Source organism: Nocardioides ungokensis (assembly GCF_013466985.1).
In the GTDB taxonomy this organism is placed as follows: Bacteria; Actinomycetota; Actinomycetes; order Propionibacteriales; family Nocardioidaceae; genus Nocardioides; species Nocardioides ungokensis.
Genome location: NZ_CP059164.1, coordinates 4,387,412 through 4,410,071 on the forward strand (window position 1 = coordinate 4,387,412; position 22,660 = coordinate 4,410,071).

22 protein-coding genes are annotated in these 22,660 nt (G+C 72.6%); 15 read left to right on the forward strand and 7 right to left on the reverse strand.

Annotation, left to right across the window (positions count from 1 at the left end):
- The first annotated feature begins 73 nt into the window (after window positions 1-73).
- Genes H0S67_RS21760 through H0S67_RS21775 form a run of 4 tightly spaced genes read left to right on the forward strand, consistent with a single transcriptional unit; the run spans window position 74 to window position 2,509 of the window.
- Complete coding sequence (locus H0S67_RS21760) at window positions 74-1,174, forward strand: SIS domain-containing protein (protein ID WP_246354953.1); 1,101 nt, start codon at window positions 74-76, stop codon at window positions 1,172-1,174.
- Window positions 1,171-1,404, forward strand: coding sequence for a PTS sugar transporter subunit IIB (locus H0S67_RS21765; protein WP_180934746.1), 234 nt, complete (start codon window positions 1,171-1,173; stop codon window positions 1,402-1,404). Before H0S67_RS21760 ends, H0S67_RS21765 begins: the two co-directional genes overlap by 4 nt.
- Window positions 1,401-1,877 (forward strand): PTS sugar transporter subunit IIA, encoded by a 477-nt coding sequence (locus H0S67_RS21770; RefSeq protein WP_219635383.1) that lies wholly within the window; start codon window positions 1,401-1,403, stop codon window positions 1,875-1,877. Before H0S67_RS21765 ends, H0S67_RS21770 begins: the two co-directional genes overlap by 4 nt.
- Window positions 1,874-2,509 carry an HAD family hydrolase gene (locus tag H0S67_RS21775; RefSeq protein ID WP_180934747.1) on the forward strand — a complete coding sequence of 212 codons (636 nt, stop codon included), beginning with the start codon at window positions 1,874-1,876 and terminating at the stop codon, window positions 2,507-2,509. The genes H0S67_RS21770 and H0S67_RS21775 overlap by 4 nt, the downstream gene beginning before the upstream one ends.
- A gap of 85 nt (window positions 2,510-2,594) precedes the next feature.
- Here H0S67_RS21775 and H0S67_RS21780 read toward each other — a convergent pair whose 3' ends face one another.
- Both H0S67_RS21780 and H0S67_RS21785 read right to left on the reverse strand, forming a co-directional pair.
- Window positions 2,595-3,821, reverse strand: a complete 1,227-nt coding sequence (locus tag H0S67_RS21780; RefSeq protein WP_180934748.1) for a fatty acid desaturase family protein — start codon at window positions 3,819-3,821, stop codon at window positions 2,595-2,597.
- A gap of 37 nt (window positions 3,822-3,858) precedes the next feature.
- Window positions 3,859-4,983, reverse strand: coding sequence for a ferredoxin reductase (locus tag H0S67_RS21785; protein ID WP_180934749.1), 1,125 nt, complete (start codon window positions 4,981-4,983; stop codon window positions 3,859-3,861).
- A 97-nt stretch (window positions 4,984-5,080) separates the two neighbouring features.
- On the opposite strand from H0S67_RS21785, the gene H0S67_RS21790 reads away from it, so the two are divergent.
- Together H0S67_RS21790 and H0S67_RS21795 are read left to right on the forward strand one after the other, a co-directional pair.
- Window positions 5,081-6,259 (forward strand): PucR family transcriptional regulator, encoded by a 1,179-nt coding sequence (locus H0S67_RS21790; protein WP_180934750.1) that lies wholly within the window; start codon window positions 5,081-5,083, stop codon window positions 6,257-6,259.
- A 155-nt stretch (window positions 6,260-6,414) separates the two neighbouring features.
- A complete protein-coding gene (locus tag H0S67_RS21795; RefSeq protein WP_180934751.1) occupies window positions 6,415-7,053 on the forward strand; it encodes a fasciclin domain-containing protein in 639 nt (212 codons plus the stop codon).
- Between the two features lie 70 nt (window positions 7,054-7,123).
- On the opposite strand, the gene H0S67_RS21800 is transcribed toward H0S67_RS21795, so the two are convergent.
- On the reverse strand, window positions 7,124-8,119 hold the full coding sequence (locus tag H0S67_RS21800) for a cation diffusion facilitator family transporter (protein ID WP_246354954.1): 996 nt from the start codon (window positions 8,117-8,119) through the stop codon (window positions 7,124-7,126).
- Between the two features lie 95 nt (window positions 8,120-8,214).
- Here H0S67_RS21800 and H0S67_RS21805 point away from each other — a divergent pair, with 95 nt between their 5' ends.
- Window positions 8,215-9,162: an SGNH/GDSL hydrolase family protein gene (locus H0S67_RS21805; RefSeq protein WP_180934752.1), complete on the forward strand. Its 948-nt coding sequence runs from the start codon at window positions 8,215-8,217 to the stop codon at window positions 9,160-9,162.
- Here H0S67_RS21805 and H0S67_RS21810 read toward each other — a convergent pair.
- Entirely contained in the window at window positions 9,159-10,346 is a 1,188-nt protein-coding gene (locus tag H0S67_RS21810; protein WP_180934753.1) for an MFS transporter, read from the reverse strand. The two genes, H0S67_RS21805 and H0S67_RS21810, sit on opposite strands and share 4 nt — an antisense overlap.
- Window positions 10,347-10,479: 133 nt before the next feature.
- Here H0S67_RS21810 and H0S67_RS21815 point away from each other — a divergent pair, with 133 nt between their 5' ends.
- The gene (locus H0S67_RS21815; protein WP_180934754.1) at window positions 10,480-10,914 is read left to right on the forward strand and encodes a MarR family winged helix-turn-helix transcriptional regulator; all 435 of its coding nucleotides are present in this window, start codon (window positions 10,480-10,482) and stop codon (window positions 10,912-10,914) included.
- A 270-nt stretch (window positions 10,915-11,184) separates the two neighbouring features.
- Window positions 11,185-13,326 (forward strand): DEAD/DEAH box helicase, encoded by a 2,142-nt coding sequence (locus H0S67_RS21820; RefSeq protein ID WP_180934755.1) that lies wholly within the window; start codon window positions 11,185-11,187, stop codon window positions 13,324-13,326.
- A gap of 1 nt (window position 13,327) precedes the next feature.
- On the opposite strand, the gene H0S67_RS21825 is transcribed toward H0S67_RS21820, so the two are convergent.
- Together H0S67_RS21825 and H0S67_RS21830 are read right to left on the reverse strand one after the other, a co-directional pair.
- The gene (locus tag H0S67_RS21825) at window positions 13,328-14,836 is read right to left on the reverse strand and encodes an amidohydrolase (protein WP_180934756.1); all 1,509 of its coding nucleotides are present in this window, start codon (window positions 14,834-14,836) and stop codon (window positions 13,328-13,330) included.
- Window positions 14,837-14,902: 66 nt separating this feature from the next.
- Window positions 14,903-16,393 carry a DHA2 family efflux MFS transporter permease subunit gene (locus H0S67_RS21830; RefSeq protein ID WP_180934757.1) on the reverse strand — a complete coding sequence of 497 codons (1,491 nt, stop codon included), beginning with the start codon at window positions 16,391-16,393 and terminating at the stop codon, window positions 14,903-14,905.
- A gap of 107 nt (window positions 16,394-16,500) precedes the next feature.
- On the opposite strand from H0S67_RS21830, the gene H0S67_RS21835 reads away from it, so the two are divergent.
- Window positions 16,501-17,151, forward strand: coding sequence for a hypothetical protein (locus tag H0S67_RS21835; RefSeq protein WP_180934758.1), 651 nt, complete (start codon window positions 16,501-16,503; stop codon window positions 17,149-17,151).
- A gap of 17 nt (window positions 17,152-17,168) precedes the next feature.
- Here H0S67_RS21835 and H0S67_RS21840 read toward each other — a convergent pair whose 3' ends face one another.
- On the reverse strand, window positions 17,169-18,674 hold the full coding sequence (locus tag H0S67_RS21840; protein WP_246355427.1) for a serine/threonine-protein kinase: 1,506 nt from the start codon (window positions 18,672-18,674) through the stop codon (window positions 17,169-17,171).
- Window positions 18,675-18,798: 124 nt separating this feature from the next.
- Between H0S67_RS21840 and H0S67_RS21845 the strand changes: the two genes are divergently transcribed.
- The 5 genes from H0S67_RS21845 to H0S67_RS21865 all read left to right on the forward strand — a co-directional run bounded on the left by H0S67_RS21845 (window position 18,799) and on the right by H0S67_RS21865 (window position 22,598).
- A complete protein-coding gene (locus H0S67_RS21845) occupies window positions 18,799-19,710 on the forward strand; it encodes an ABC transporter ATP-binding protein (protein ID WP_180934760.1) in 912 nt (303 codons plus the stop codon).
- Window positions 19,707-20,516 carry an ABC transporter permease gene (locus H0S67_RS21850; RefSeq protein ID WP_180934761.1) on the forward strand — a complete coding sequence of 270 codons (810 nt, stop codon included), beginning with the start codon at window positions 19,707-19,709 and terminating at the stop codon, window positions 20,514-20,516. The genes H0S67_RS21845 and H0S67_RS21850 overlap by 4 nt, the downstream gene beginning before the upstream one ends.
- An 83-nt stretch (window positions 20,517-20,599) precedes the next feature.
- The gene (locus tag H0S67_RS21855) at window positions 20,600-21,169 is read left to right on the forward strand and encodes an RNA polymerase sigma factor (RefSeq protein WP_180934762.1); all 570 of its coding nucleotides are present in this window, start codon (window positions 20,600-20,602) and stop codon (window positions 21,167-21,169) included.
- Window positions 21,169-22,221: a gluzincin family metallopeptidase gene (locus H0S67_RS21860; RefSeq protein WP_180934763.1), complete on the forward strand. Its 1,053-nt coding sequence runs from the start codon at window positions 21,169-21,171 to the stop codon at window positions 22,219-22,221. Before H0S67_RS21855 ends, H0S67_RS21860 begins: the two co-directional genes overlap by 1 nt.
- Window positions 22,218-22,598, forward strand: a complete 381-nt coding sequence (locus H0S67_RS21865; RefSeq protein WP_180934764.1) for a gluzincin family metallopeptidase — start codon at window positions 22,218-22,220, stop codon at window positions 22,596-22,598. Before H0S67_RS21860 ends, H0S67_RS21865 begins: the two co-directional genes overlap by 4 nt.
- Window positions 22,599-22,660: the final 62 nt, after the last annotated feature.

Below are 22,660 nucleotides of genomic sequence, written 5' to 3' on the forward strand. Positions count from 1 at the left end.
CGACCTCTCGACGACTATCGGTGTCGCTGGTACGGTCTGGTCCGTACCAGTTGTGAGGATGGTCACGGTTTCGATGGATGTCAAGACCCAGGACAGATCGGGCGACAGCGGCGCAGGCAGCCGGATGGCCGCCGAGGTGGCCGAGCAGCCGCTCGCCGTGCAGCGCACCCTGGACGCGCTGCTGCCGCTCCGCGGCGCGGTGAGCGAGCTGGCCCAGGGCAGGCGCCGGGTGCTGTTCGCGGCGCGCGGCTCGAGCGACAACGCCGCGGTCTACGGGCGGTACCTGCTGGAGACGCGCGCCGGGGTGCTGGGCAGCCTGCTCTCCCCCAGCGTCGCCACCCACTACCGCGCGAGTCTCGACCTCTCCGACGCGCTGGTCGTGTGCGTGTCGCAGTCCGGCGCGACCAGCGAGATCGTCGACACCCAGTCCTGGGCCGGCGCCAACGGCGCCGCGACACTGGCGATCACCAACGTCGAGGGCTCACCCCTGGCGGAGTACGCCGACCTCGCCCTGGTCACCCGGGCCGGGCCGGAGCTCGCGGTCCCGGCGACCAAGACCTACCTCACCCAGCTGGTGGCGATGGCCGTCCTCGGCACCGCCCTGGCCCCCGACCCGACCGTGCTCGACGCCGAGCTGGCCCGGGTCCCGGGTGAGGTGGAGCGGCTGGTCCGCGAGCCGCACGGCGTCGACGCGGCCGTCGGGGCGCTGCGCGACGCGGCGTACGCCGTGGTGTCGGGGCGTGGCCTGATGATGGGCACCGCGCTCGAGACGGCCCTCAAGCTGGAGGAGACCTGCCTGCGCCCGGTCCGGGGCTACTCGTACGCCGACCTGCGACACGGGCCGATCTCGGTCGTGACGAGCGGCATGACCGCGGTGCTCGTGGCCGCGCCGGACGGCCCGCTGCTGGCCCCGATGGCCGAGCTCGCCGACGACCTCGCCGCCCGCGGCGCGACCGTGGTCGGGATCGGCGGGGACCCGGCGTTCGCCGACGCCTGCGCCGTCCACGTGCCCGGCCCGGAGCTGCCCGAGGCGCTCGCACCGCTGGGGGCGATCGTCCCGGCCCAGCTGATCGTCGAGGGGCTCGCGCGCGAGCTCGGGCTCGACCCCGACAACCCCCGTGGCCTGGCCAAGGTGACCGCCACCGACCCACCCCAACCCAAGGAGAACCCATGAGCAGCAAGGCCGAGCAGATCCTCGCCGGACTCGGCGGCGCCGGCAACGTCGTCGAGATCGAGCCGTGCATCACCCGCCTGCGCACCGAGGTCAACGACGGCTCGCTCGTGGACGAGAAGGCCCTCAAGGCCGCCGGCGCCCACGGCGTGGTGAAGTCCGGAAACGTGGTGCAGGTCGTCGTCGGCCCCGAGGCCGACAACCTGGCCGAGGACATCGAGGACCTGATGTGACCGGATCCGAGCCACGGGGCCCGGTCGAGGTGCTGGTGCCCTGCCCGGGGCGGCTGGTGCCGATGTCGGAGGTCCCCGACCCGGTCTTCGCCTCCGAGATGGTCGGGCCCGGGGTCGCGATCGACCCCGACCCGGGCGAGGTGACCGTCGTGTCGCCGATCGCCGGCAAGGTCGTCAAGGTGCACCCGCACGCCTTCGTCGTGCTCGGCGCCGACGGGGTCGGCGTCCTGGTCCACCTCGGCATCAACACCGTGCGCCTGGAGGGCCGGGGCTTCGAGGTCCTGGCCGAGCAGGGGTCCACGGTCGCCGCCGGCGACCCGATGGTGCGCTGGGACCCGGCCACCATCGGCGGTGAGGGCATCTCGACCGTCGTGCCCGTGGTGGCGATGGACCGGCCCAAGGGCTCGGTGCCGGCACCCGCCGCGGACGCCGTCGCGAAGGTCGGCGACGTGCTCTTCACCGTCACCCCGTGAGGCCGGCCGCCCTGCTGCTCGACCTCGACGGCACCCTGGTCGACTCCGAGCCGGTGCACCGTGCGGCGTACGACGCGTTCCTGGCCGACCGCGGCTGGGAGGTGCCGGACCTGGGCATCTTCACCGGTCGCCGGGCCGAGGACGTCTTCGCCGTCGAGCCCGGCCCCTGGGCCGAGCACGACCCCCGCGACTTGGCCGCCGAGGTGCGCGGCCAGATCCCGGACGACGCGACGCCCGAGCCGGTCCCGGGGGCGCCGGAGCTGGTGCGGGCCGCCGCCGGCGCCGGCATCCAGGTCGCGATCGTCACCTCGGCCCGCCCGGAGTGGGTCGCACTGGCCGTCGGTGAGGGGCTGGGAGTCCTCCACCACGTCGAGGTCGTCGTCACCGCCCACGACGTGGCCGAGGGCAAGCCCGACCCGGCGGGCTTCCTGCTCGCCTGCGAGCGGCTCGGCGTCGACGCACCGGCCTGCCTGGCCGCCGAGGACTCCCCGGCAGGCATCCGCGCCGCGGTCGCCGCGGGCGTCGGACGCGTGGTCGGGGTGACCACCACCTGGTCGGCCACCGACCTCATCGACGCCGGCGCCCACGAGGTGCTCCCCGACCTGCGCGCCCTGCTGGACCTGTTCCGTTGAGTTGGGCCGAAATCAGCGTCGAGCTGGGCCGGATTCAGAGAATCCAGCCCAGCTCGAGGCCGAATCAGGCCCAACTCAACGAGCGTCAGGCGGCCTCGGCCCGGCGCGCCTGCTGGTTGAGCCGGGCCTGGGCGGCACGGCGGAGCTTGGGGCCGCCGGTCGTCATCTTGTAGAGCATCTTCAGCTGCGGCACGGCGTTCTTGGCGTTGGTGGTCGCCAGCCAGCCGTTGGGCAGCGACAGCCGGACCACCTTGTGCCAGGCGCTCGCGACCTGCTTCGGGAACGGCGCGGCGTGGTAGTTCAGGTCGTACTTGTCGAAGAGGTCCTTCACCTTCGGCGCGATCTCGGCGTACCGGTTGCTCGGCAGGTCCGGGAAGAGGTGGTGCTCGATCTGGTGCGACAGGTTGCCGCTCATGATGTGCATCGCCCTGGAGCCGGAGATGTTGGCCGAGCCGAGCATCTGGCGGACGTACCACTCACCGCGGGTCTCGCCCTCGATCGAGCGCTTCTCGAAGGTCTCGACGCCCTCGGGGAAGTGGCCGCACATGATGATCGAGTGGCTCCACAGGTTGCGGACCACGTTGGCGGTGAAGTTCGCGGCCAGGGTCGGCAGGAACGAGCCCGTGGGCAGCGACAGCGCCGGGTGCACGACGTAGTCCTTCGTGGCCTGCTTGCGGATCTTCTTCAGCACCTGGCTGACGCGCGCCTTGAACTCGGGGTCCTTGGTCTTCTTGCGCTTGATGTTGGCGCCGAGCTCGAGGTCGTACGCCGCGATGCCGTACTCGAAGAAGCAGGCGTTGATGAAGTTCCACAGCGGCTGGACCAGGAAGAACGGGTGCCACGGCTGGTCCTCGTCCACGCGCATGATGCCGTAGCCGAGGTCGTTGTCCTTGCCGATGACGTTCGTGTACGTGTGGTGCAGCTCGTTGTGCGAGTGCTGCCACTGCTTGGCCGGCGTGGCCATGTCCCACTCCCAGGTCGTGGAGTGGATCTTGGGGTCGCGCATCCAGTCCCACTGGCCGTGGAGGATGTTGTGGCCGATCTCCATGTTCTCGAGGATCTTCGCGACGCTCAGGCCGGCGGTGCCGACGATCCAGGCGGGCGGGAAGGCGCTGGCGAGCAGCACGGCACGGCTGCCGAGCTCCATCTTGCGCTGCACGCCGATCACCTTGCGGATGTACGCCGCGTCGCGCTCGCCTCGGGAGTCGAGGATGTCCTGACGGATCGCGTCGAGCTCGACGCCGAGCTGCTCGATGTCCTCAGGGGTGAGGTGGGCGATGGGGTTCTCGGACTTCTTCTGCAGTGCGGTCATGGTCGCTCCTTCTCGTGGGATCGAGCGGGGTGGAGGGTCAGTTGTCGATGTCGCAGGCGCCCGCGGCGGCGCTGATGCAGGTCTGGATGATCACGCCGTCGCCGGGCGCGGCGACGGTGAGCTGGCCGTTGCGCAGGTCGCGCACGGCGCCCTCGCGCAGTGGCAGCACGCAGCCGAAGCAGACGCCCATCCGGCAGCCGCTCGGCATCAGCACGCCGGCCGACTCGGCGGCGTCGAGGATCGGGGTCGCGCCGTCGGCCTCGACGACCGCGCCCGACCTGGAGAAGGTCAGGGTGCCGCCCTCGCCGGTGACCACCGTCGCGGTGCGGAACCGCTCGATGTGCAGCGGCAGTCCGCGGCCGGTGTGGTGCTCCTCGAGCGCGTCGAGGAGGCCGACCGGACCGCAGGCGTACGTCGTGCGCTCGGCCAGGTCGGGGACGATCTCGTCGAGATCGGCCACGTCGAGCATCCCGTGGACGTCGGTGTGCAGCTCGACCAGCCGGAGCCGGCCCTGCGCGGCGTACCGTCGCAGCTCCTCGCCGAAGATCACCTCGGACCGCGACAGCGCCGAGTGGAGCAGCACGATGTCGGCCTCGAACGGGACGGCCCGGGAGAAGAGGTTGCGCAGCATCCCGATCACCGGGGTGATGCCGGAGCCGGCGGTGACGAGCAGCAGCTTGCCCGGCATCGGGTCGGGGAGCACGAAGTCACCCTCGGCCTGGCCGAGGTGGATCATCTGTCCTGCCCGCACCCGGTGCACGAGGTGGTTGGAGACCACGCCGTCGGGGATGCCCTTGACCGTGATGCTGATGCAGCGGTCGGCACGGGGGCCGTGGGTCAGGGAGTAGGTGCGCCACAGGCGCACCCCGTCGACGTCCACGCCCACCCGGACGTACTGGCCGGGCACGTGGCCGGCCCAGTCCCTGCCCGGCCTGATGACCAGGGTCGCGGAGTCGGCGGTCTCGGGGTGGACCGCCACGATCCGCCCGCGCAGTTCCGCTCCCGCGCGCAGCGGGTGGAAGACGTCGAGGACGTCGTCGAGCTGGAGCGGGGTGACCGCGGCCTCGGCGACGCGGCGCAGGCCGTCTCGCAGGCTGCGGCCGCGGGCCCGGACGGGGGACGCGGTCGCTCCGGAGGCGCGGGGAGTGACACTGATGCTCATGACATCGACTGTCCTTCATCGGAGGGCGTAAAGTCCTGTCCGACGAGCGTGAAGACGTACGTCACATTTGTTCGTAACGCACAAAACGGAGTTCTTCATGGCTCGCTCCACCCGTCAAACGGCCGGACACCGGCTCCAGCTGCCCGCCGCGGCGGTCACCGAGATGCGCTCCCGGCTCCCCGCGGTGGCCGACGAGACGGTCGCCGCGATCATCGCGGAGGTGCCCAGCTACGAGGGCGCGCTCACCGGGTCGATGGGCGAGAACATCCGCAACGCGGTCCAGCTCGCACTCGGCGGGTTCCTCTCCCTGGCCAGCGGCCGCCGCGGCGCGAACCCGCGCACCCCGACCGCGCCGGCCGTCGAGGGCGCCTACGCCCTCGGCCGGGGCGAGGCGCGCAGCGGGAGGACGACCGACGCCCTCCTGGCGGCCTTCCGGGTCGGCGCCCGGGTCTCCTGGCGCGAGATGTCCACGACCGCGGTCGAGAACGGCGTCCCGGCCGAGACGCTGGTCGACTTCGCCGAGCTGGTCTTCGCCTACATCGACGAGCTCTCCGCCGCCAGCGTCGCGGGGCACACCGACGAGCTGGCGACCACGGGGCGGGTCCGGCAGCGGCTCCTCGAGCGGATCGCCCGGCACCTGCTGCAGGGCTCATCGACCGAGACGGTGCTCGCCGCCGCCGAGCGGGCCGGGTGGGAGGCCCCGACCACGCTCACCGCCGTGGTGCTGCCCGAGGCCCAGGTCCGTCCGGTGCTGGCCGCGGTGGCGTCGCGGACCCTCGTGGCCGCGGACCTCCCCGACCTCGACGACCACGCCCTGCTGCTGGTGCCCGACGCGCACGGCCGCCGCCGCCCGGCGCTGCTGCGCGCCCTGCTGGGCCGGGGCGCGGTCGCCGGCCCGGCCCGCCCCTGGCTGGAGGTGCGGGCGTCGTACGAGCGGGCGATCCGGGCCCGCACGCTCGGCATCACCGAGGACACCGAGGCGCACCTGACCCAGCTGGTGCTCTGTGCGGACCCCGAGGCGCTGGCCGACCTCCGCACCCAGGTGCTCGCCCCGCTGGAGGGCCTCCGCGCCGGCTCGGCGGAGAAGCTCGCCGACACGCTGCGCTCGTGGCTGCTCCACCAGGGCAGGCGCGACGACGTGGCCGAGGAGCTCTTCGTCCACCCGCAGACGGTGCGCTACCGGATGGGCCAGCTGCGCGACCTCTACGGCGACCGGCTCGACGACCCGGCCACGGTGCTCGCGCTGACCATCGCCCTGGGCGTGGACCACGTCTGACACCTCAGGGACATCTCAACAAGTTGTTGAAATATTGGGCCAGAACCCCAACCGCCTGTGCGAGGTCGTCGAATCACTGGCACCTGCGCCGCCCGCCCGGCCTCGACGAGGCCGACGTGGGCAACACCCCGCAGGGCCCCAGAGAGGAGACACCGATGAAGATCCGATTCACCGCGACCGCCCTGGCGACCGTCCTGGCCGCGGGCACGGCTGCCGCCGCCCCGGCGAACGCGAGCCCGGCCCCGGAGCGCAGTGCGGGCACCAGGAGCCTCGCCACAGTGCTGGCCGCTGACGGCACGAGGTTCGACCACAACTGGAGGGACTTCGACATCGTGGAGAAGGCCGTGCTGACCGTGCTCGACGCCAAGCCGGACAGCCCGGTCGGGGTGCTGACCAAGGGCAGGAAGCGGGTCACGGCGTTCATCCCGACCGACGCGGCCTTCCGCCGGCTGGTCACTGACCTGACCGGCCACACGCCGCAGACCGAGAGGGCGACGTTCAAGGCCGTCGCGTCCGTCGCGGACGTCGACACCCTCGAGGCGATCCTGCTCTACCACGTGGTGCCGGGCGCGACGATCACCTCCGCCCAGGCGGCCAAGGCCGACGGCGCCAAACTGAAGACCGCCCAGGGTGGCGTCATCAAGGTCAACGTGACGAAGAACGGGATCCGACTCATCGACCGAGACCCCGACGCCCCCAACGCGCGCGTGCTCCCGCGGGCGCTCGACATCAACAAGGGCAACCGGCAGATCGCCCACGGCATCAGCCAGGTGCTCCGGCCAGCCAATCTCTGACCGCCCACCGACGCGGCCGCACCGCTCTCCCCTGTCATCCGGAGCGGTGCGGTCGCCCTGGGTGCGGTCGTCAGGGAGTCAGCGACGCCTCGTCGGGGTGCGACAGCGTGAGCACCGCGTCCTCGATCAGCGCGTTGTCCTCGATCTCGCGCTCGACCTCGCGCAGCCGCACGGCCAGGTCGGGCTCCGCGTCGTCACCGCTGAGGTCCACGGCGGCGACCACGAAGACCCGGCTGGGTCCGACGTACTCCACGTGCAGGTAGCTGACCCGGTCGATCGCCGGGTGGTCGAGCATGCCCCGCAGCACCCGGGCGCGCAGCTCGGGGGACCCCGCGCCGATGAGGTACTGGATGTTGCGCCGCATCAGGTAGACCGCCACGAAGCCCAGCAGCACACCCACGGCCAGCGACCCGAGTGCGTCCCAGTAGGCCTGGCCGGTGAGCTGGTGCAGGCCGATCCCGGTGCCGGCCAGGACCAGGCCGATCAGCGCGGCGAAGTCCTCGAAGAAGACCGCCCGCAGGGTGGGGTTCGAGGTGCTGTCGATGAACTTCATCGGGTGCATCCCCCACCGCTGGGAGGCGCCGTGAACCTGTCGCGAGGCCTGGAAGAACGAGCTGCCCTCCAGCAGGAACGCGATGCCGAGGATGACGTAGTTGATGGTGAAGCTGGCCGACGTCGGCTCGGCGACGAGCTCGGTGATGCCGTGCCAGATCGACACCACCGCGCCGGCGGAGAACAGGCCGAACGCCGCCACCAGCGACCAGATGTACGTCGCGCGGCCGTAGCCGCGGGGGTGGCTCTCGTCGCGAGGCTTCTTGCCCTGCTTCTCGGCGATGAGCAGGAAGATCTCGTTGCCGGTGTCGGCCCACGAGTGCGCCGACTCGGCCATCATCGAGGCCGACCCGGTGACGAGCCCCGCGAACGTCTTGGCCGCCGCGAGCAGCCCGTTGGCGATCAGGGCAACGATCACGGTGAACGTCGACTCGCCGCCCTTCGACTGGTCGTCGGGGATCTCGACCGAGACGGGGGTGCCATCGCCGGGCTTCTCGGCGCTCTGAGTGCTCACCCTCCAGTCCTACCCGGGTGCCGGGCAGTTCACGCGTCGACGCGGTCACCGATCGTTGGGAGCACGCCCGTACCGTCTCACCGCAGGAGGTACGCATGACCCGCTCGTCCCGTCCGACCCGCGCGACCCGGTGGGCGCTGCCGCTCGCGGTGGCCCTCGCCCTGGCGGTGGTCGCGTCCGGCTGCTCCCAGGGCAGCTCCGGCGCCGACGCGGGCCCCCCGCAGCCCTCCGCGTCCTCACCGACGGCGGGCGACCCGACGCCGTCCAGCAAGTACGGCACCTACGTCGCACTGGGCGACTCCTACACGGCCGCACCGCTGGTGCCGGCCACCGACACCTCCAACGGGTGCCTGCGCTCCACGGGCAACTACCCCTCGCTGGTCGCGAAGGGGCTGCCGGGCACCCAGCTGATCGACGTCAGCTGCAGCGGGGCCGACAGCAGCTCGATGGTCGGCGTGCAGGAGACGGGCTCGCAGGCCCAGCAGCCGCAGTTCAACGCGCTCACCAAGAGCACCGACCTGGTCACGGTCGGCATCGGGGGCAACGACTTCGGCCTCTTCGGCACCCTGATCGGCACCTGCGCCAGGCTGCGGGACTCCGACCCGACGGGCTCGCCCTGCGAGGCGCAGCTCAGCTCGGGCGGGAGCGACCAGCTGACGCGCGAGCTGCGGCAGATCAGGGGTCACGTCGCGGCCATCGTCGCCGGCATCCGGGACCGGGCGCCCCACGCCCGGGTGGTGGTCGTCGGCTATCCCCAGATCGTGCCGGCGCACGGCACCTGCCCCGACCTGCTCCCGCTGGCGACCGGCGACTACGCCTACGCGCACCGGATCAACCAGGGGCTCTCCGACGCGGTCAGGCTGGGGGCGCGCAAGGCCGACGACTACATCGACGTCCTGAAGGCCAGCGCCGGCCACGACATCTGCTCCAAGGACCCGTGGATCAACGGCCAGGCGACCGACCCGGCCCGGGCCCTGGCCTTCCACCCCTTCGCCGCCGAGCAGAAGGCCGTGGCCCGGCTGGTGCTGGCTGCCGTCTCCTAGGCCGCCACCGGCTCCTCGTCGGGCATCGCGGGAGCTGGCGCGTGGGCGGCCGCGCGCTCGGCGACCACCAGCACGACGAGCGCCGCGAGCGCGAGGGACGACCCCACCCACAGCGGGGAGGTGAAGCCGAGACCGGCGGTGATCGTGAGCCCGCCGAGCCAGGCACCGAGCGCGTTGCCGACGTTGAACGCCGCGATGTTGGCCCCGCTCGCGAGCGTCGGCGCCGCCCCGGCGTACGTCATGATCCGCATCTGCAGGCCGGGGACGGTGGCGAAGCCGAAGGCGCCCATCAGCACCAGCGCGACGACGGTCGCCACCTGCGACCCGGCGGTCAGCGCGAAGAGCGCCATCACGACGGCCAGCCCGCCCATCACGACGAGGAGGGTGCGGGGGACGTCGACGTTGGCGGCTCGGCCGCCGAGCAGGTTGCCGACGAAGAGGCCGCCGCCGAAGAGCACCAGCAGCCACGGGACCGCACCGGAGGCGAAGCCGCTGACCTCGGTGAGCGTGTAGGCGATGTAGGTGAAGGCACCGAACATGCCGCCGAAGCCGAGCACGGTGATCGCCAGCGACAGCCAGACCTGGGGGTGCCGGAAGGCGACGAGCTCGTGACGCAGGCTGCCCTGGCCCTCGTCGGGCCGGCCGCCCGGCACGAGCACGGCGATGGCGGCGAAGGCGGCGATGCCGATGGCCGTGATGGCCCAGAAGGTCGAGCGCCAGCCCAGCTGCTGGCCGAGCAGGGTGCCGAGCGGGACCCCCAGCACGTTGGCGATCGTGAGGCCACCGAACATCAGGGCGATGGCACCGGCCTTCTTGGCCGGCTCCACCAGGCCGGCCGCGACGACCGACCCGATCCCGAAGAACGCGCCGTGGCAGAGCGCGGCGACGATGCGGCCGGTGAGCATCACGGCGTACGACGGGGCGAGGGCGGAGAGCAGGTTGCCGACGACGAAGAGCACCATCAGTCCGAGCAGCACCTGCTTGCGCGGGAGGCGGGTCACGCCGGCGGTCAGGCCGACCGCACCGACCGCCACGCTCAGGGCGTAGCCCGAGATCAGCCAGCCGGCGGTGGCCTCCGAGACCGTGAAGTCGGCCGCGACCTCGGGCAGCAGCCCGGCGATGACGAACTCCGTCAGGCCGATGCCGAACCCACCGACGGCGAGGGCGAGCAGTCCGGGTTTCATGGTTGACCTCCATCTCGTGCGCGGGGCGTTATCCCGCGTGTGCAAGTTTCTCGTTCGACGTTAGTTGCACACGCGGTCTATTGCAAACGCTGGTAGAGTGAAGGGTGACACCACGGCACGCGGGAGGCGAGAGATGGGAATCAGCGACGAGGCCGTCGAGGTCCGCGCCCAGGGATGGCGTCGCCTGGCCGCCCTGCACCAGCTCATCGAGAGCCGCCTGGAGAAGGCGCTGCAGGCCGAGCACGGGCTGTCGGTCGTGGAGTTCACGGTCATGGACGCCCTGTCCCGCCAGGACGGCTGGCACATGCGGATGGCCCAGCTCGGCCGCGCTGCCGGGCTCTCCCCCAGCGCGTCGACCCGGCTGGTCAACCGCCTCGAGGACCGCGGCCTGCTGACCCGGATCCTCTGCGCCGACGACCGGCGCGGCATCTACACCGAGCTCACCGCCACCGGCCGCAAGCAGCTCGACCTGGCCCGACCCGCCCACGACGAGGCGCTGGAGGCAGCGCTGACCGAGGCGGAGAGCACCCCCGAGCTGGCCGACCTGGTCAAGGCGGTCACGGGCTAGCACGGCTGCGACCCGGCCCTCCCGCGTTCCGACACAGCGCCGGGTCTCCCTCCTGACGCGCTGGGCGTTAGTATGGGAGAAGCACCGACCCTGGCCCTGTCGTCCGTCGGACGGCATCGCGTCGATCTCTCGCAGATCCGTGGGGTCGGGTCGCCTCGCGGAGTGGCCACCCGGCTCGCTCCGCTCGATGTCCCGTCGTACTGCGGGACGGTGTGCGGATGGCGCCAGCCACACCGCGCTGAGCGTGCCCGGCACGCCAGAGGAGGAGTCTTGGCTCGACGAGGCCAGCGCCAGCAGAGCGTTCGCCGTCCCGCCCAGCGCAACCAGCGCCGCGGTCGCGATCTCGACAACGAGGGCATCATCCCGGTGCTCGCACGCGCCGTGCGCGAGGTCGAGAACGCCGTCCAGCGCGGTCAGGTGATGGCGTCGGTGCGGACGAAGTTCCAGGTCATCGCGCTGCTCGTGCGCGAGGAGCGCGCCCGGGTGAAGGCGGACACGACCAACACCGAGGCCCACCGGGCCGAGCAGCTCAAGCGGCTCGACGGGATCGCCACGATCCTGGCGAAGACCGCGGCCCGCGACACCACGCTGCTCGTGCTGCTCGCCGAGGACGCCGTCGTCTCCGAGTCGGCCCGGACCCTCAAGCGCGAGATGCTCGCCGCCGGCGGCGTCGAGGCGCCGGTCGAGGAGGCCGCCCCCGCCGAGCCGGTGACCACCTCCGCCGCGCCCGAGCGCCGCGTGGTCCCGCAGTCCGTGGTCTCGCGCCAGCTCGCGAACCCCTTCCTCGTCCCCGACTTCTCCGCTGCCCAGCAGACCAAGGTCCGCACGCACCGGCTGGCCGGCTGGGAGCTGCTCGGCCCGCTCTTCCGGTCCTTCGAGTACGCCGGCAACGGCGCCTCGTCCTGCATGCCCCTGCCCGACCCGACCTCGCTCAGCGCCCCGGGCGGCCTGGAGCTGATGCGGCACCAGGCGCAGGTCGTCGCCGCCGCGGCCGACGGGCAGCGGACCTTCCTGCTGGCCGACGAGCCCGGCCTGGGCAAGACCGCGCAGGCCCTGCTCGCCGCCGAGGCCGCGAACGCCTACCCGCTGCTCGTGGTGGTGCCCAACGTCGTCAAGACCAACTGGGCCCGCGAGGCCGGGCTCTGGACGCCCAACCGGCCGGCCACCGTGATCCACGGCAACGGCGACAACATCGACGGCTTCGCCGACATCGTGGTGGTCAACTACGAGGTGCTCGACCGGCACGTCGGCTGGCTCGGCGACCTCGGCTTCCGCGGCATGGTCGTGGACGAGGCGCACTTCATCAAGAACAAGTCCTCCCAGCGCTCCCAGAACGTCCTGCAGCTCTCCGAGCGCATCCGCTCCCGGATCGTGCGCCCGCTGCTGATGGCGCTGACCGGCACCCCGCTCATCAACGACATCGAGGACTTCCGCGCGATCTGGCAGTTCCTCGGCTGGATCGACGACAAGAAGCCGCTCACCGACCTGATGGTCGCCCTCGAGGAGACCGGCATGACGCCGGCCGACCCCGGTTTCTACCCCGCCGCCCGCAAGGCCGTGATCGACATGGGCATCGTCCGGCGCCGCAAGGTCGACGTGGCGGCGGACATCCCGGCCCGCCGAGTCGCGGACCTGCCCGTCGAGCTCGACGACGACCTCGGACGGTCGATCCGCGAGGCCGAGCGCGAGCTGGCCCGCCGCCTGGTGCACCGCTACGACACCGCGCTCGAGACCCGCACGTCCGGCGCGGTCGTCGAGGGCATCGACCACGAGCTCGTACGCCGGGTCGCCACCTGGGAGCGTGAGGACACGACGACCACGAAGTCGGAGGAGAACGTCTTCACGATGATGCGGCGCATCGGCCAGGCCAAGGCCGGCCTGGCCGCCGACTACGCCGCGCAGCTGGCGCGCAACGTCGGCAAGGTCGTCTTCTTCGCCAAGCACGTCGACGTCATGGACGTCGCCGAGGAGACCTTCGCCAAGCGGGGGATCAAGTACTCCTCGATCCGGGGCGACCAGACCCCGCGGGCCCGGCAGAAGAACATCGACGCCTTCGTCGAGGACCCCGAGGTCGAGATCGTCGTCTGCTCGCTGATGGCGGCGGGCGTCGGGCTCAACCTGCAGGTCGCCTCCAACCTGGTGCTGGCCGAGCTGTCGTGGACCGACGCGGAGCAGACGCAGGCCATCGACCGCATCCACCGGATCGGCCAGGCGGAGCCCGTCACCGCGTGGCGGATCATCGCCGCGCAGACGATCGACACCCGCATCGCCGAGCTCATCGACAGCAAGGCCGGGCTCGCGGCCCGCGCGCTCGACGGGTCCGACGAGGAGGTCGCCTCCTCGGCCGACGTCCAGCTCGAGGCCCTGGTCTCGCTGCTCACCGACGCGCTCAACGAGCGCGAGGCCGCCTGACCTACCGCACGTCGTGCACCGCGACGCCGCCCACGAAGGTGGTGGCGACGGGCATGGTGCGCAGCAGCTCGCCGGTGGCCGCCGTGCCCTCGCCGGCGGCCAGCGGATCGCGGTCGAGCAGGACCAGGTCGCCACGGGAGCCGGCACCGACCGTCGGCAGCCCGTCGACCGAGGCGGCCAGAGCCTCGCGCGCGGTGAGCGCCTGCTCGCCGTGCCAGGCCTCGCGGTCGTCGGCGCTGCGGTGCACGGCCGCGGCGATCGCCAGCCACGGGTCCAGCGCGGAGACCGGGGCGTCGGAGCCCATCGCGAGCTCCACACCGTCGTCGAGCATCCAGCGGAAGGCGAAGCAGCGCTCGGCGCGATCCCCCCAGATCTTCTCCGTCAGGTCGCGGTCGTCGAGCAGGTGCGCGGGCTGGATGCTCGCCCGGATGCCGAGCTCGGCCATCCGGCGCACGTCGTCGCGGCCGACCATCTGCGCGTGCTCGATCGAGCCGCGGGCGCCGGTGTCGGCGTACGACGCGAGCGCCTCGGCCACCGCCGCGTCACCGATCGCGTGCGTGGCCACCTCGAGGCCGGACCGGTGCGCCCGGGCCAGCAGCGTGCGCAGCTCGTCGCCGGAGAGGTTCGGCTGGCCGCAGGGGTACTCCAGGCGGTGCGCGTCGGCGTACGGCTGGCAGCACCAGGCCGTGCGGGTGTTCAGCGAGCCGTCGCTGATGATCTTCAGCGGGCCCATCGTGGCCCGGCCGTCGCAGCCGGGCAGGGTGTCGCCGGTGCGCAGGCCGGCGGCGATGACGTCCTCCAGGGTGTCGGCGTAGGTCGCCATCCGGATCCGCAGCAGGTCGGCGCCGGCGGCCCAGCGCTCGGCCCACTCGCGGGCCCCGCCGCTGAACTCGAAGTCCACGATGCCGACGACCCCCATCGAGGCCGCGTGGTCGAGGGTGCGGCGGTAGGCCTCCGGGGAGGTCCCGTCGTCACCGACCAGCGTCGAGAGCCGGGCGTACGCCGCGAACCACTCCCCCTCGCGGACGACCGAGTCGCGCACGGGCATCGCCAGGTGCATCAGCGCCGTGGTGTTGAGCCAGGCGTGGTGCCCGTCGCCGCTGATCAGCACGACCGGGGTGTCGCCGGAGACCGCGTCGAGCTCGGAGACCGTGACGTCGCGGTCCCACCCGCCGGAGCGGTGCCCCCACCCGATGACCGGGTGGTCGGGCCACTCGGCGATCCGCTCCGCGACGGCGCGGGTCGCGTCCTCCGGCGAGCGGGCGGCGGCGAGGTCGAGCCGCTGCGAGGCCAGCGTCCACTGGGCGAGGTGGACGTGCTGGTCCCACAGGCCCGGGATCAGCCAGCGGCCCTGGGCGTCGCTCTCCTCGACCCCGGCCGGGCGGTCCAGGGCTGCGCCGACGGCGGTCACCGTGCCCTGCTCGACGAGGACGTCGAGCGGGCGGTCGGGCGCGTCCTCACCCGGGCCGAGCGGGACGAGGCGGGCATTGCGGATCAGGTGGCTCGTCACCGTCCGCACGCTAACGCTGTGGCCGACCGCACTCGCACCGCGGGGTCGGCACCGGGCACGTCCGGCTCAGGCCGGGTCCGCGCAGGCGGCCTCGGCCGGCTCGCACACCGGCTCGGGCGCCACCATCGGCCGCGGCCGCAGCAGCACGCCACCCGCCACCGCCGCGAGCAGCGCCGCGACGGCCCCGGCCGCGAAGGCGACCCGGAACCCCCCGTTGAGCGCCTCCAGCGGAGCCGCGCCCGCCGCGAGCAGGCTGCCGGTGCGGTGGTCGGACAGGCTGACCAGGACCGCGAGCCCGAGCGCGCCGCCCATCATGAAGGAGGTGTTGACCACGCCGGACGCGAGGCCGGACTCGTGCGGCTCGACGTCGCCCATGGCCGCCAGCAACACCGGGTTGAACGCGATCCCCGCGCCGGCGCCGAGGAGCAGCATCGAGGGCAGCACGTCGACCAGGAAGTCACCGTCGACCGGTGCCCGCGAGAACAGCAGCAGGCTGGCCGCCGCCAGCAGCAGCCCGGCCGTCAGAGGGGTGCGGACGCCGAGACGCATCACCAGGCGGTCGGACACCTTCAGCGAGCAGAACGCCATCAGCACGCTGGTCGGGAGGAAGGCCAGGCCGACCTCGAGGGCGTCGTACCCGAGCACTCGCTGGAGGTAGAGCGCGGCCAGGAAGAACCAGGCGAACATGGCCGCGGCCCAGAGCACGCCCACGACCTGCGAGACGGCGACGTTGCGCAGCGAGAACAGCCGCAGCGGCACCAGCGGGTGCGCGGTCCGCGCCTCCCACGCCACGAAGGCGCCGAGCAGGACGACCGAGGCGCCGAGCAGGCCCAGGGTGCGCACCGAGCCCCAGCCGGCGGCGTTCCCACCCACGATCCCGTAGACCGAGAGCATCAGCGCACTCGTGACGAGCACCGCGCCGGGGACGTCGAGCCGGCCGCCGCCCCCGGAGACCGCGTCCTCCGGCAGCACCCGACGGGCGCTCACCCACACGGCCACGCCCACGGGGACGTTCACCAGGAAGATCCAGTGCCACGAGAAGAGCCCCGTGAGCACCCCGCCGAGCAGCACGCCGACCGCCCCGCCGCCGGACATCACGAAGCCGAAGAAGCCCATCGCCTTGGCGCGCTCGGCCGGGTCCGAGAACAGGCCCATGATCAGGGAGAGCGCGACCGCCGACACGGCGGCACCGCCGAAGCCCTGGACGGCGCGGCCGGCCACCAACAGCCCGGACGCCGGGGCCAGCCCGCAGGCGACCGAGGCGAGGGTGAACGCCACCACACCCACCGAGAAGACCCGCTTGTTGCCGAAAAGGTCGCCGAGCCGCCCGCTCAGCAGCAGGAAGCCGCCGAAGGTCAGCAGGTAGGCGTTGACGACCCAGGCCAGGGCCGAGCCCGAGAAGCCCAGGTCGGTCTGGATGGACGGCAGGGCGACGTTCACGATGCTCGAGTCGAGCACGATCATCAGGTCGCCCAGGCACAGGACGTAGAGGGCCAGCCAGCGGCTCCGGTCGGTGGCCGAGCGGTCGGCAGTGCGGACGGCGGTGTGTTCGGTCATCGATCTCTCCTCGGTGGACGGGGTTCACCCCTTCCACGAACGGGGCCCGGTCATTTCGACAGACCGGCCGGCACGGGAGAAGTCATCGCTGCGGATACGGTGTCGCCATGAGCATGCGGGGACTCGGGGCCGTGCTCGTGCTCGCCCTGCTGGGGGCGGCCGGGGGGTTCGCGGTGGGACACCTCCTGGAGGACGCGCCCGTGGCGATGGCGGTGGCCGCGCCGGTGCCGGCGGCAGACCCCTCGCTGCCGGTCGACCAGCCCCCGACGTTCGCCCCCGACATCGACTACCCGTCGCTGCTCGCGGGCCAGGAGTACAAGCGGCACGTGCTCGGGCAGAAGGGCTTCCAGCAGTGGGTGTACGACGCGCCCTGGGGCTGGAAGCCCACCATCGAGAACGGCGACCCCGACGAGATCCGCTGGCGACCGGCGGACGAACCGGACGTCGGCGGCTACAGCCTCCGGGTGAAGCTCGTCTTCGAGCACAAGACCAAGGAGGAGATGGTCGCGCAGAAGCTGGCGGCCATGCAGGCGGGCTACGACGACGTGCAGATCCTCGGTCAGACCCAGGACCTGCTGTCGTTCTCCTACCGCGAGCCGGACACCGACGTCCAGCGCTTCAACACGTTCCGCTGGCTGTCCTTGCCGGGCTCCGACGAGGCGCTCTTCGAGATGTCGGTCGTCGGCCGGGCGGTGGACCGGGACGGGCTCGACGACCTGATGGAGCAGGTCTCCCGGAGCGTGCACCCGGTCCAGTAGGGCCGAGGCAGCAGGGCTCAGATGCCGTGGGTCCGCACGTCGTCGAGCACGGCGTTGGCGGTGGCCCGGTCCGCGCTGCGGACCTGGACCCACAGCAGCCGGTTGCCCGCGACCTGGACGACCCGCTCGACGGTGACGCCACCGGGACAGCCGGTGTAGACGACGGTGACCGAGGCGTTCCCCTCGACGGTGTCGTCGACCGGCTCGTCGGCGGCACCGCACTCGGGGTGCCTCGGCACCTGGTGGGGCAGCGCGGTGCCGGGCAGGATGCCGAGGAAGACGCCCTGGCCGGCCGCGTCGCGGTCGGTCCAGCCGCGGGACGTGCCGACCGACAGCGCGGGGAACTCCTCCTTCGAGCCGGGGCTGGCCGGCGGGGTCCAGCCGGCCGTCGCCACGGCGCGGTCCCAGCCGACGGGCACGGTCACCGAGAGGTTCCCGGAGTCGTCGCTCAGGGTGGCGTCGCGACCGGTGCGCTGCTCGGCGAGGTAGCCGGCCGCGCCCCCGGCGGCCAGCGCGACGAGGCCCACCAGGGTGGCGACGGCCCGGCGTCGGCCGCGCCGCGGGCGTCCGGGCTCGGGGAGGTCGCGGGACTCCGGACGCGGCGAGGGCGCGGCGCCCGGCTGGGTCAGGTGCGGGTCAACGGGGAGCCAGGGTTCGCTCGTCGACGTCACGCCGGGCGCGGCGGACCCGGGCTCGAGCACCGGGGCCAGCGCCGTCGCGAGCGCCGCCACGAAGGCGTCCACGTCGGGCCAGCGGTCCTCCCGGTCCGGGGCGAGCCCGCGCGCCACCACTGCCTCGACCTCGGCCGGGAAGGGCCGCTCCGGCGTGGACAGCGCGGGCGGCGTCCCGGGGCTGGCCGCCGCAGACAGCGAGGCGTGGGAGTACGCCGCGCGGCCGCTGAGCATCAGGTAGGCCAGGGAGGCGAGGGAGTACTGGTCGGCCCGCGCGTCCAGCCCCTCACCCAGGGCCTGCTCGGGGGCGACGTACGACGGGGTGCCGGCGATCATGGTCAGTCGCGAGGACATGTCGAGCGCCTTGCCGAGCCCGAGGTCGCCGACCATCGCGCGCACCTCGGTCTCCCCCGCCCGGGCGCCCTCGACGGTCCGGAAGAGCACGTTGGCCGGCTTCACGTCGCGGTGCAGGATGCCCCGCTGGTGCAGCGCCTGGAGGCCGGCGCCGACCTGCCGGACGACCTCGAGCGCCTGAGCCGGGGTGAGCCCCTCGAGCTCGAGCCGGTCCGCCAGGGTCCCCTGGTCGGCGTACGACATCACCAGGTAGGGCCGGCCGTCGTCGAGCTCGCCGGCGTCGTACACGGACACGACGTGCGGCGACTCCACCTTGCGCAGGTAGCGGCCCTCCTCGAGGAACCGCTGCCGGACGTGGTGGTCCTCGGTCCAGTTGTCGGCGAGCACCTTCACCGCCACCGGCGAGTCGAGCTGCTCGTCGTAGGCCAGCCATACCGTCGCGAAACCACCGGACCCGATGCGCCGGCGCACGGCATAGCGGCCGAGGCGGGAGGGCATGGACACCCCAGCATTATGGGGGCACCAAGGGTCAACCCCGAGGAGGGTCAGGGGTGGGTTCCGGGGGCGGCTTCAGCGGCATCCCCGATGCGCGCACCCCCGTCGCCGCGCGAGTGTTCTCGGCATGATCACGGTCGCATCACTCACCAGGACGTACGGCGCCTTCACGGCCGTCGACGACATCACCTTCACGGCCGAGGCCGGCCGGGTCACCGGCTTCCTCGGTCCCAACGGCGCCGGCAAGTCCACCACCATGCGGATCATGGTCGGGCTCACGCCGGCCACCTCCGGCACCGCCCACATCAACGGCCAGCGCTTCTCCGACCTGCCCAACCCGGGCCTCGAGGTCGGCGTGCTCCTCGACGCCTCCGCCCAGCACGCCGGCCGCACGGGCCGCGAGATCCTCACCGTCGCCCAGCGGATGATGGGGCTGCCGGCCCGGCGCGTCGACGAGATGCTCGAGCTGGTCAGCCTGACGCCCGACGAGGCCGGCCGCCGGGTGCGGCACTACTCGCTCGGCATGCGCCAGCGGCTGGGCATCGCCACGGCCCTGCTCGGTGACCCGGGCGTGCTGATCCTCGACGAGCCCGCCAACGGGCTCGACCCGGCCGGCATCCGCTGGATGCGCGACCTGCTCCGCGGGTACGCCGACCAGGGCGGCACCGTGCTGCTCTCCTCGCACCTGCTGCACGAGATCGAGGTCATCGCCGACGACCTCGTCGTCATCGGCCAGGGCCGCATCGTCGCCCAGGGCACCAAGGCCGAGCTGCTGCGGGCCGCCGGCACCCTGGTCCGCACCCACGACGCGCCCCGGCTCGCCACCGCCCTGACGGCGTCGGGCCTGAGCGTCGTCCCCAGCACCACCACCGGGGGCACCGACGCCCTGCGCGTGGACGCCGACCCCGAACTGGTCGGCAAGGTCGCCCAGCAGGCCGGCATCGCGCTCGCCGAGCTACGGGCCGCCGACGGCGCGGGCCTGGAGGAGATGTTCCTCGAGCTCACCGCCGACACCCAACGAGAAGGAGCGGTCGCATGACCACCACCACCCTCGCGCCCGCCGCCGGGCGCACCGGGACGCCGAAGCCGGCGCCGAGCCCGATCCCGCTCTCCCGCATCACCGCGGTCGAGCTGCGCAAGTCGTTCGACACCCGGTCGGGGTTCTGGCTGCTGGCCAGCATCGGCATCACCGCCGTGCTCGCCACCGGCGCCGTCCTGCTCTGGGCCCCCGACAGTGAGCTGACCTACGACACGTTCGCGGCCGCCATCGGCTTCCCGATGGCGGTGATCCTGCCGATGATCGCGGTGCTGTCGGTGACCAGCGAGTGGAGCCAGCGCAGCGGCCTCACGACGTTCACGCTCGTGCCCCACCGCAGCCGGGTCATCCTCGCCAAGGCGCTGGTCGCGATCGGCGTGGGCGTCGCCTCGATGCTGCTCGCCTTCGGCATCGGCGCGATCGGCAACATCGCGGGGTCCGCGATCGCCGGGGTCCCGACCGTCTGGGACGACGGGTTCGGCGTGCTCGGCTACATCGTGCTCGGCAACGTGCTGGGCCTGCTGGTCGGCTTCATGCTCGGCACCGTCATCCGCAACTCGGCCGGCGCGATCGTGGCGTACTTCGTCTACTCGTTCGTGCTGCCCACCCTGTCGATGCTGCTGGCCAACGGCCAGCAGTGGTTCCGCGACCTCCAGCCGTGGATCGACTTCAACTTCGCCCAGGGCCAGCTCTTCAACGGCTCGATGAGCGGGGAGCAATGGGCACACCTCGGCGTCGCCGGCACGATCTGGCTCGTGGCGCCGCTCGCGGTCGGCCTGGCGATGCTGATGCGGTCCGAGGTCAAGTAACGATCCCCCAACGGGTAGGGCTCCGGCGGTGCTGCCGCCGGGGCCCTCCATTAGTGTCCGTGGCACGGGGAAAGGAACACCGCATGACCGGGGACACGTACGCCGAGGCCACCACGCCGGACGAGATCGACGATCTGGCGCGACGGGCGCAGGACGGCGACCGCGATGCCATGGAGCTGCTGCTCGGGGCGATCCGCCCTCGCGCGCTCAACGTCTGCCGGGGGGTGCTGCCCTACACGCCGGACGCGGAGGACGCCTGCCAGGAGGCGCTGCTCAACATCGCCAACAAGATCTGCTCCTGGGGCGGTCGCGGCCGCTTCACCACCTGGATGCACGTCGTGGCGGTCAACTCCGCACGCACCACCTACCGCCGGATGAAGAACCAGGCGATCGCCAGCGACGTGCTGCCGGCCGAGAAGCCGGACCCACGCACCACCAGCGTCATCGCCGGGACCCGCCTCGACCTGCTCGAGGCGATGGAGACCATCGAGCGCGACCATCCGCAGTTCGTCGAGCCGCTGCTGCTGCGTGACGTCTACGGGATGTCCTACGAGGAGATCGCCGCGCTCGTCGGCGTCCCGCTGGGCACGATCAAGGCGCAGATCCACCACGGCCGCAAGCTCGCGCGGCCGTTGCTGCGGGCCGGGGACTGATGCGCGCCCTCGTCGCCGGACTGGCGGCGGGGTCGTTGCTGCTGGCCGGGTGCACGTCGGGGTCCGACGACCCGAGCCCTGCCCCCCACGGGAGCCCGACCACCCACGGAAGCCTCGACGCCGCGCTGAGCACGCCCGTCGAGGACCGGGTCTACCCGCAGGTCGGCGACCCCGGCGTCGACGCCCTGCACTACGGCCTCGACCTCACGTGGAGCCCGGACTCCTCGACACTGGACGCCGTCGAGACGCTGGTCCTCCGGGCCACCTCCGACGCCCCGACCTTCCAGCTCGACCTCGAGCACGCCCTCGCGGTGTCGTCGGTGACCGTCGACGGCAGGGACGCGGCGTACGACCACGAGGGCAAGGACCTCGTGGTCCGCACCCCGGTGACCGCGGACCAGCGCTACACGGTCGTGCTCCACTACGCCGGGACGCCCCGCCCGGTCGCGGCGCCGACCACGCGCTCCGACTTCAGCACCCTCGGCTGGACCATCACACCCGACGGCGAGGTGTGGACGATGCAGGAGCCCTTCGGCGCCTTCTCGTGGTACGCCGTCAACGACCAGCCGTCGGACAAGGCGCTCTACGACTTCACCATCTCGGCGCCCTCGCCGATGGTCGGGATCGCCAACGGCACGCTGGAGTCGCGCCACGACGAGGGCGACCGCACCGTCACCCGCTGGCACCTCGCCGAGCCCGCGTCGTCGTACCTCACGACGATCGCGATCGGCGATTTCCGGGAGACCCGCGACCGCTCGGCCAGCGGGGTGCCGGTGACCTACTGGACCCCGCGCGACCGGCCCGCCCTCGTCGACCGGCTGCGGCCGGCCGCCGACGAGCTGGGCTGGATCGAGGACCGGCTCGGTCCCTACCCGTTCTCCTCGCTCGGCGTGCTCGTGGTCGACTCCCGCAGCGGGATGGAGACCCAGACGATGATCACGCTGGGCAGCACCGCGTACGACACCTCGCCGGAGGTGCTCGTCCACGAGATGGTGCACCAGTGGTACGGCGACACGAGGTCACGCCGGCCGACTGGCGCGACGTCTGGATGAGCGAGGGGATGGCGCTCTACCTGCAGGGGCTGTGGCAGGCGGAGCACGACCACCTCCCGGTGCCGGCGCTGATGGCCCGCTGGGCGCGGGCCGAGCCGCAGATGCGCCGCGAGTCGGGGCCGCCGGCCGACTACGACCCGGCGACCTTCGGCGCGGGCAACGTCTACTACGGCCCGGCGCTGATGTGGGACCAGCTGCGGCGTCGTCTCGGCGACGAGCGGTTCTGGGCGATCGTCCGCGCCTGGCCGAAGGCCCACGAGGACGCCAACGCCTCCTACGACGACCTCACCGGCTTCTGGTCCGAGCGGACCGGCACGGACCTGCACCCCTTCTTCGACTCCTGGCTGCTCGGGGCGACCTCGCCGCCCTTCCCCTGACGCGGCTGCGCTGCCCACAGCGGAACCCCTTGCGTCGGAGCGACCGAGCCTGTTCGGTGGGA

What these genes read in the sequence shown, in the direction of transcription:
- H0S67_RS21760 (WP_246354953.1), top strand. Translation starts at nt 74, where the DNA reads ATGGATGTCAAGACCCAGGACAGATCGGGCGACAGCGGCGCAGGCAGC.
- H0S67_RS21765 (WP_180934746.1), top strand. Translation starts at nt 1,171, where the DNA reads ATGAGCAGCAAGGCCGAGCAGATCCTCGCCGGACTCGGCGGCGCCGGC.
- H0S67_RS21780 (WP_180934748.1), bottom strand. Translation starts at nt 3,821, where the DNA reads ATGACCGCACTGCAGAAGAAGTCCGAGAACCCCATCGCCCACCTCACC.
- H0S67_RS21785 (WP_180934749.1), bottom strand. Translation starts at nt 4,983, where the DNA reads ATGAGCATCAGTGTCACTCCCCGCGCCTCCGGAGCGACCGCGTCCCCC.
- H0S67_RS21790 (WP_180934750.1), top strand. Translation starts at nt 5,081, where the DNA reads ATGGCTCGCTCCACCCGTCAAACGGCCGGACACCGGCTCCAGCTGCCC.
- H0S67_RS21795 (WP_180934751.1), top strand. Translation starts at nt 6,415, where the DNA reads ATGAAGATCCGATTCACCGCGACCGCCCTGGCGACCGTCCTGGCCGCG.
- H0S67_RS21805 (WP_180934752.1), top strand. Translation starts at nt 8,215, where the DNA reads ATGACCCGCTCGTCCCGTCCGACCCGCGCGACCCGGTGGGCGCTGCCG.
- H0S67_RS21810 (WP_180934753.1), bottom strand. Translation starts at nt 10,346, where the DNA reads ATGAAACCCGGACTGCTCGCCCTCGCCGTCGGTGGGTTCGGCATCGGC.
- H0S67_RS21815 (WP_180934754.1), top strand. Translation starts at nt 10,480, where the DNA reads ATGGGAATCAGCGACGAGGCCGTCGAGGTCCGCGCCCAGGGATGGCGT.
- H0S67_RS21830 (WP_180934757.1), bottom strand. Translation starts at nt 16,393, where the DNA reads ATGACCGAACACACCGCCGTCCGCACTGCCGACCGCTCGGCCACCGAC.
- H0S67_RS21835 (WP_180934758.1), top strand. Translation starts at nt 16,501, where the DNA reads ATGAGCATGCGGGGACTCGGGGCCGTGCTCGTGCTCGCCCTGCTGGGG.
- H0S67_RS21840 (WP_246355427.1), bottom strand. Translation starts at nt 18,674, where the DNA reads ATGCCCTCCCGCCTCGGCCGCTATGCCGTGCGCCGGCGCATCGGGTCC.
- H0S67_RS21845 (WP_180934760.1), top strand. Translation starts at nt 18,799, where the DNA reads ATGATCACGGTCGCATCACTCACCAGGACGTACGGCGCCTTCACGGCC.
- H0S67_RS21850 (WP_180934761.1), top strand. Translation starts at nt 19,707, where the DNA reads ATGACCACCACCACCCTCGCGCCCGCCGCCGGGCGCACCGGGACGCCG.
- H0S67_RS21855 (WP_180934762.1), top strand. Translation starts at nt 20,600, where the DNA reads ATGACCGGGGACACGTACGCCGAGGCCACCACGCCGGACGAGATCGAC.
- H0S67_RS21860 (WP_180934763.1), top strand. Translation starts at nt 21,169, where the DNA reads ATGCGCGCCCTCGTCGCCGGACTGGCGGCGGGGTCGTTGCTGCTGGCC.
- H0S67_RS21865 (WP_180934764.1), top strand. Translation starts at nt 22,218, where the DNA reads ATGAGCGAGGGGATGGCGCTCTACCTGCAGGGGCTGTGGCAGGCGGAG.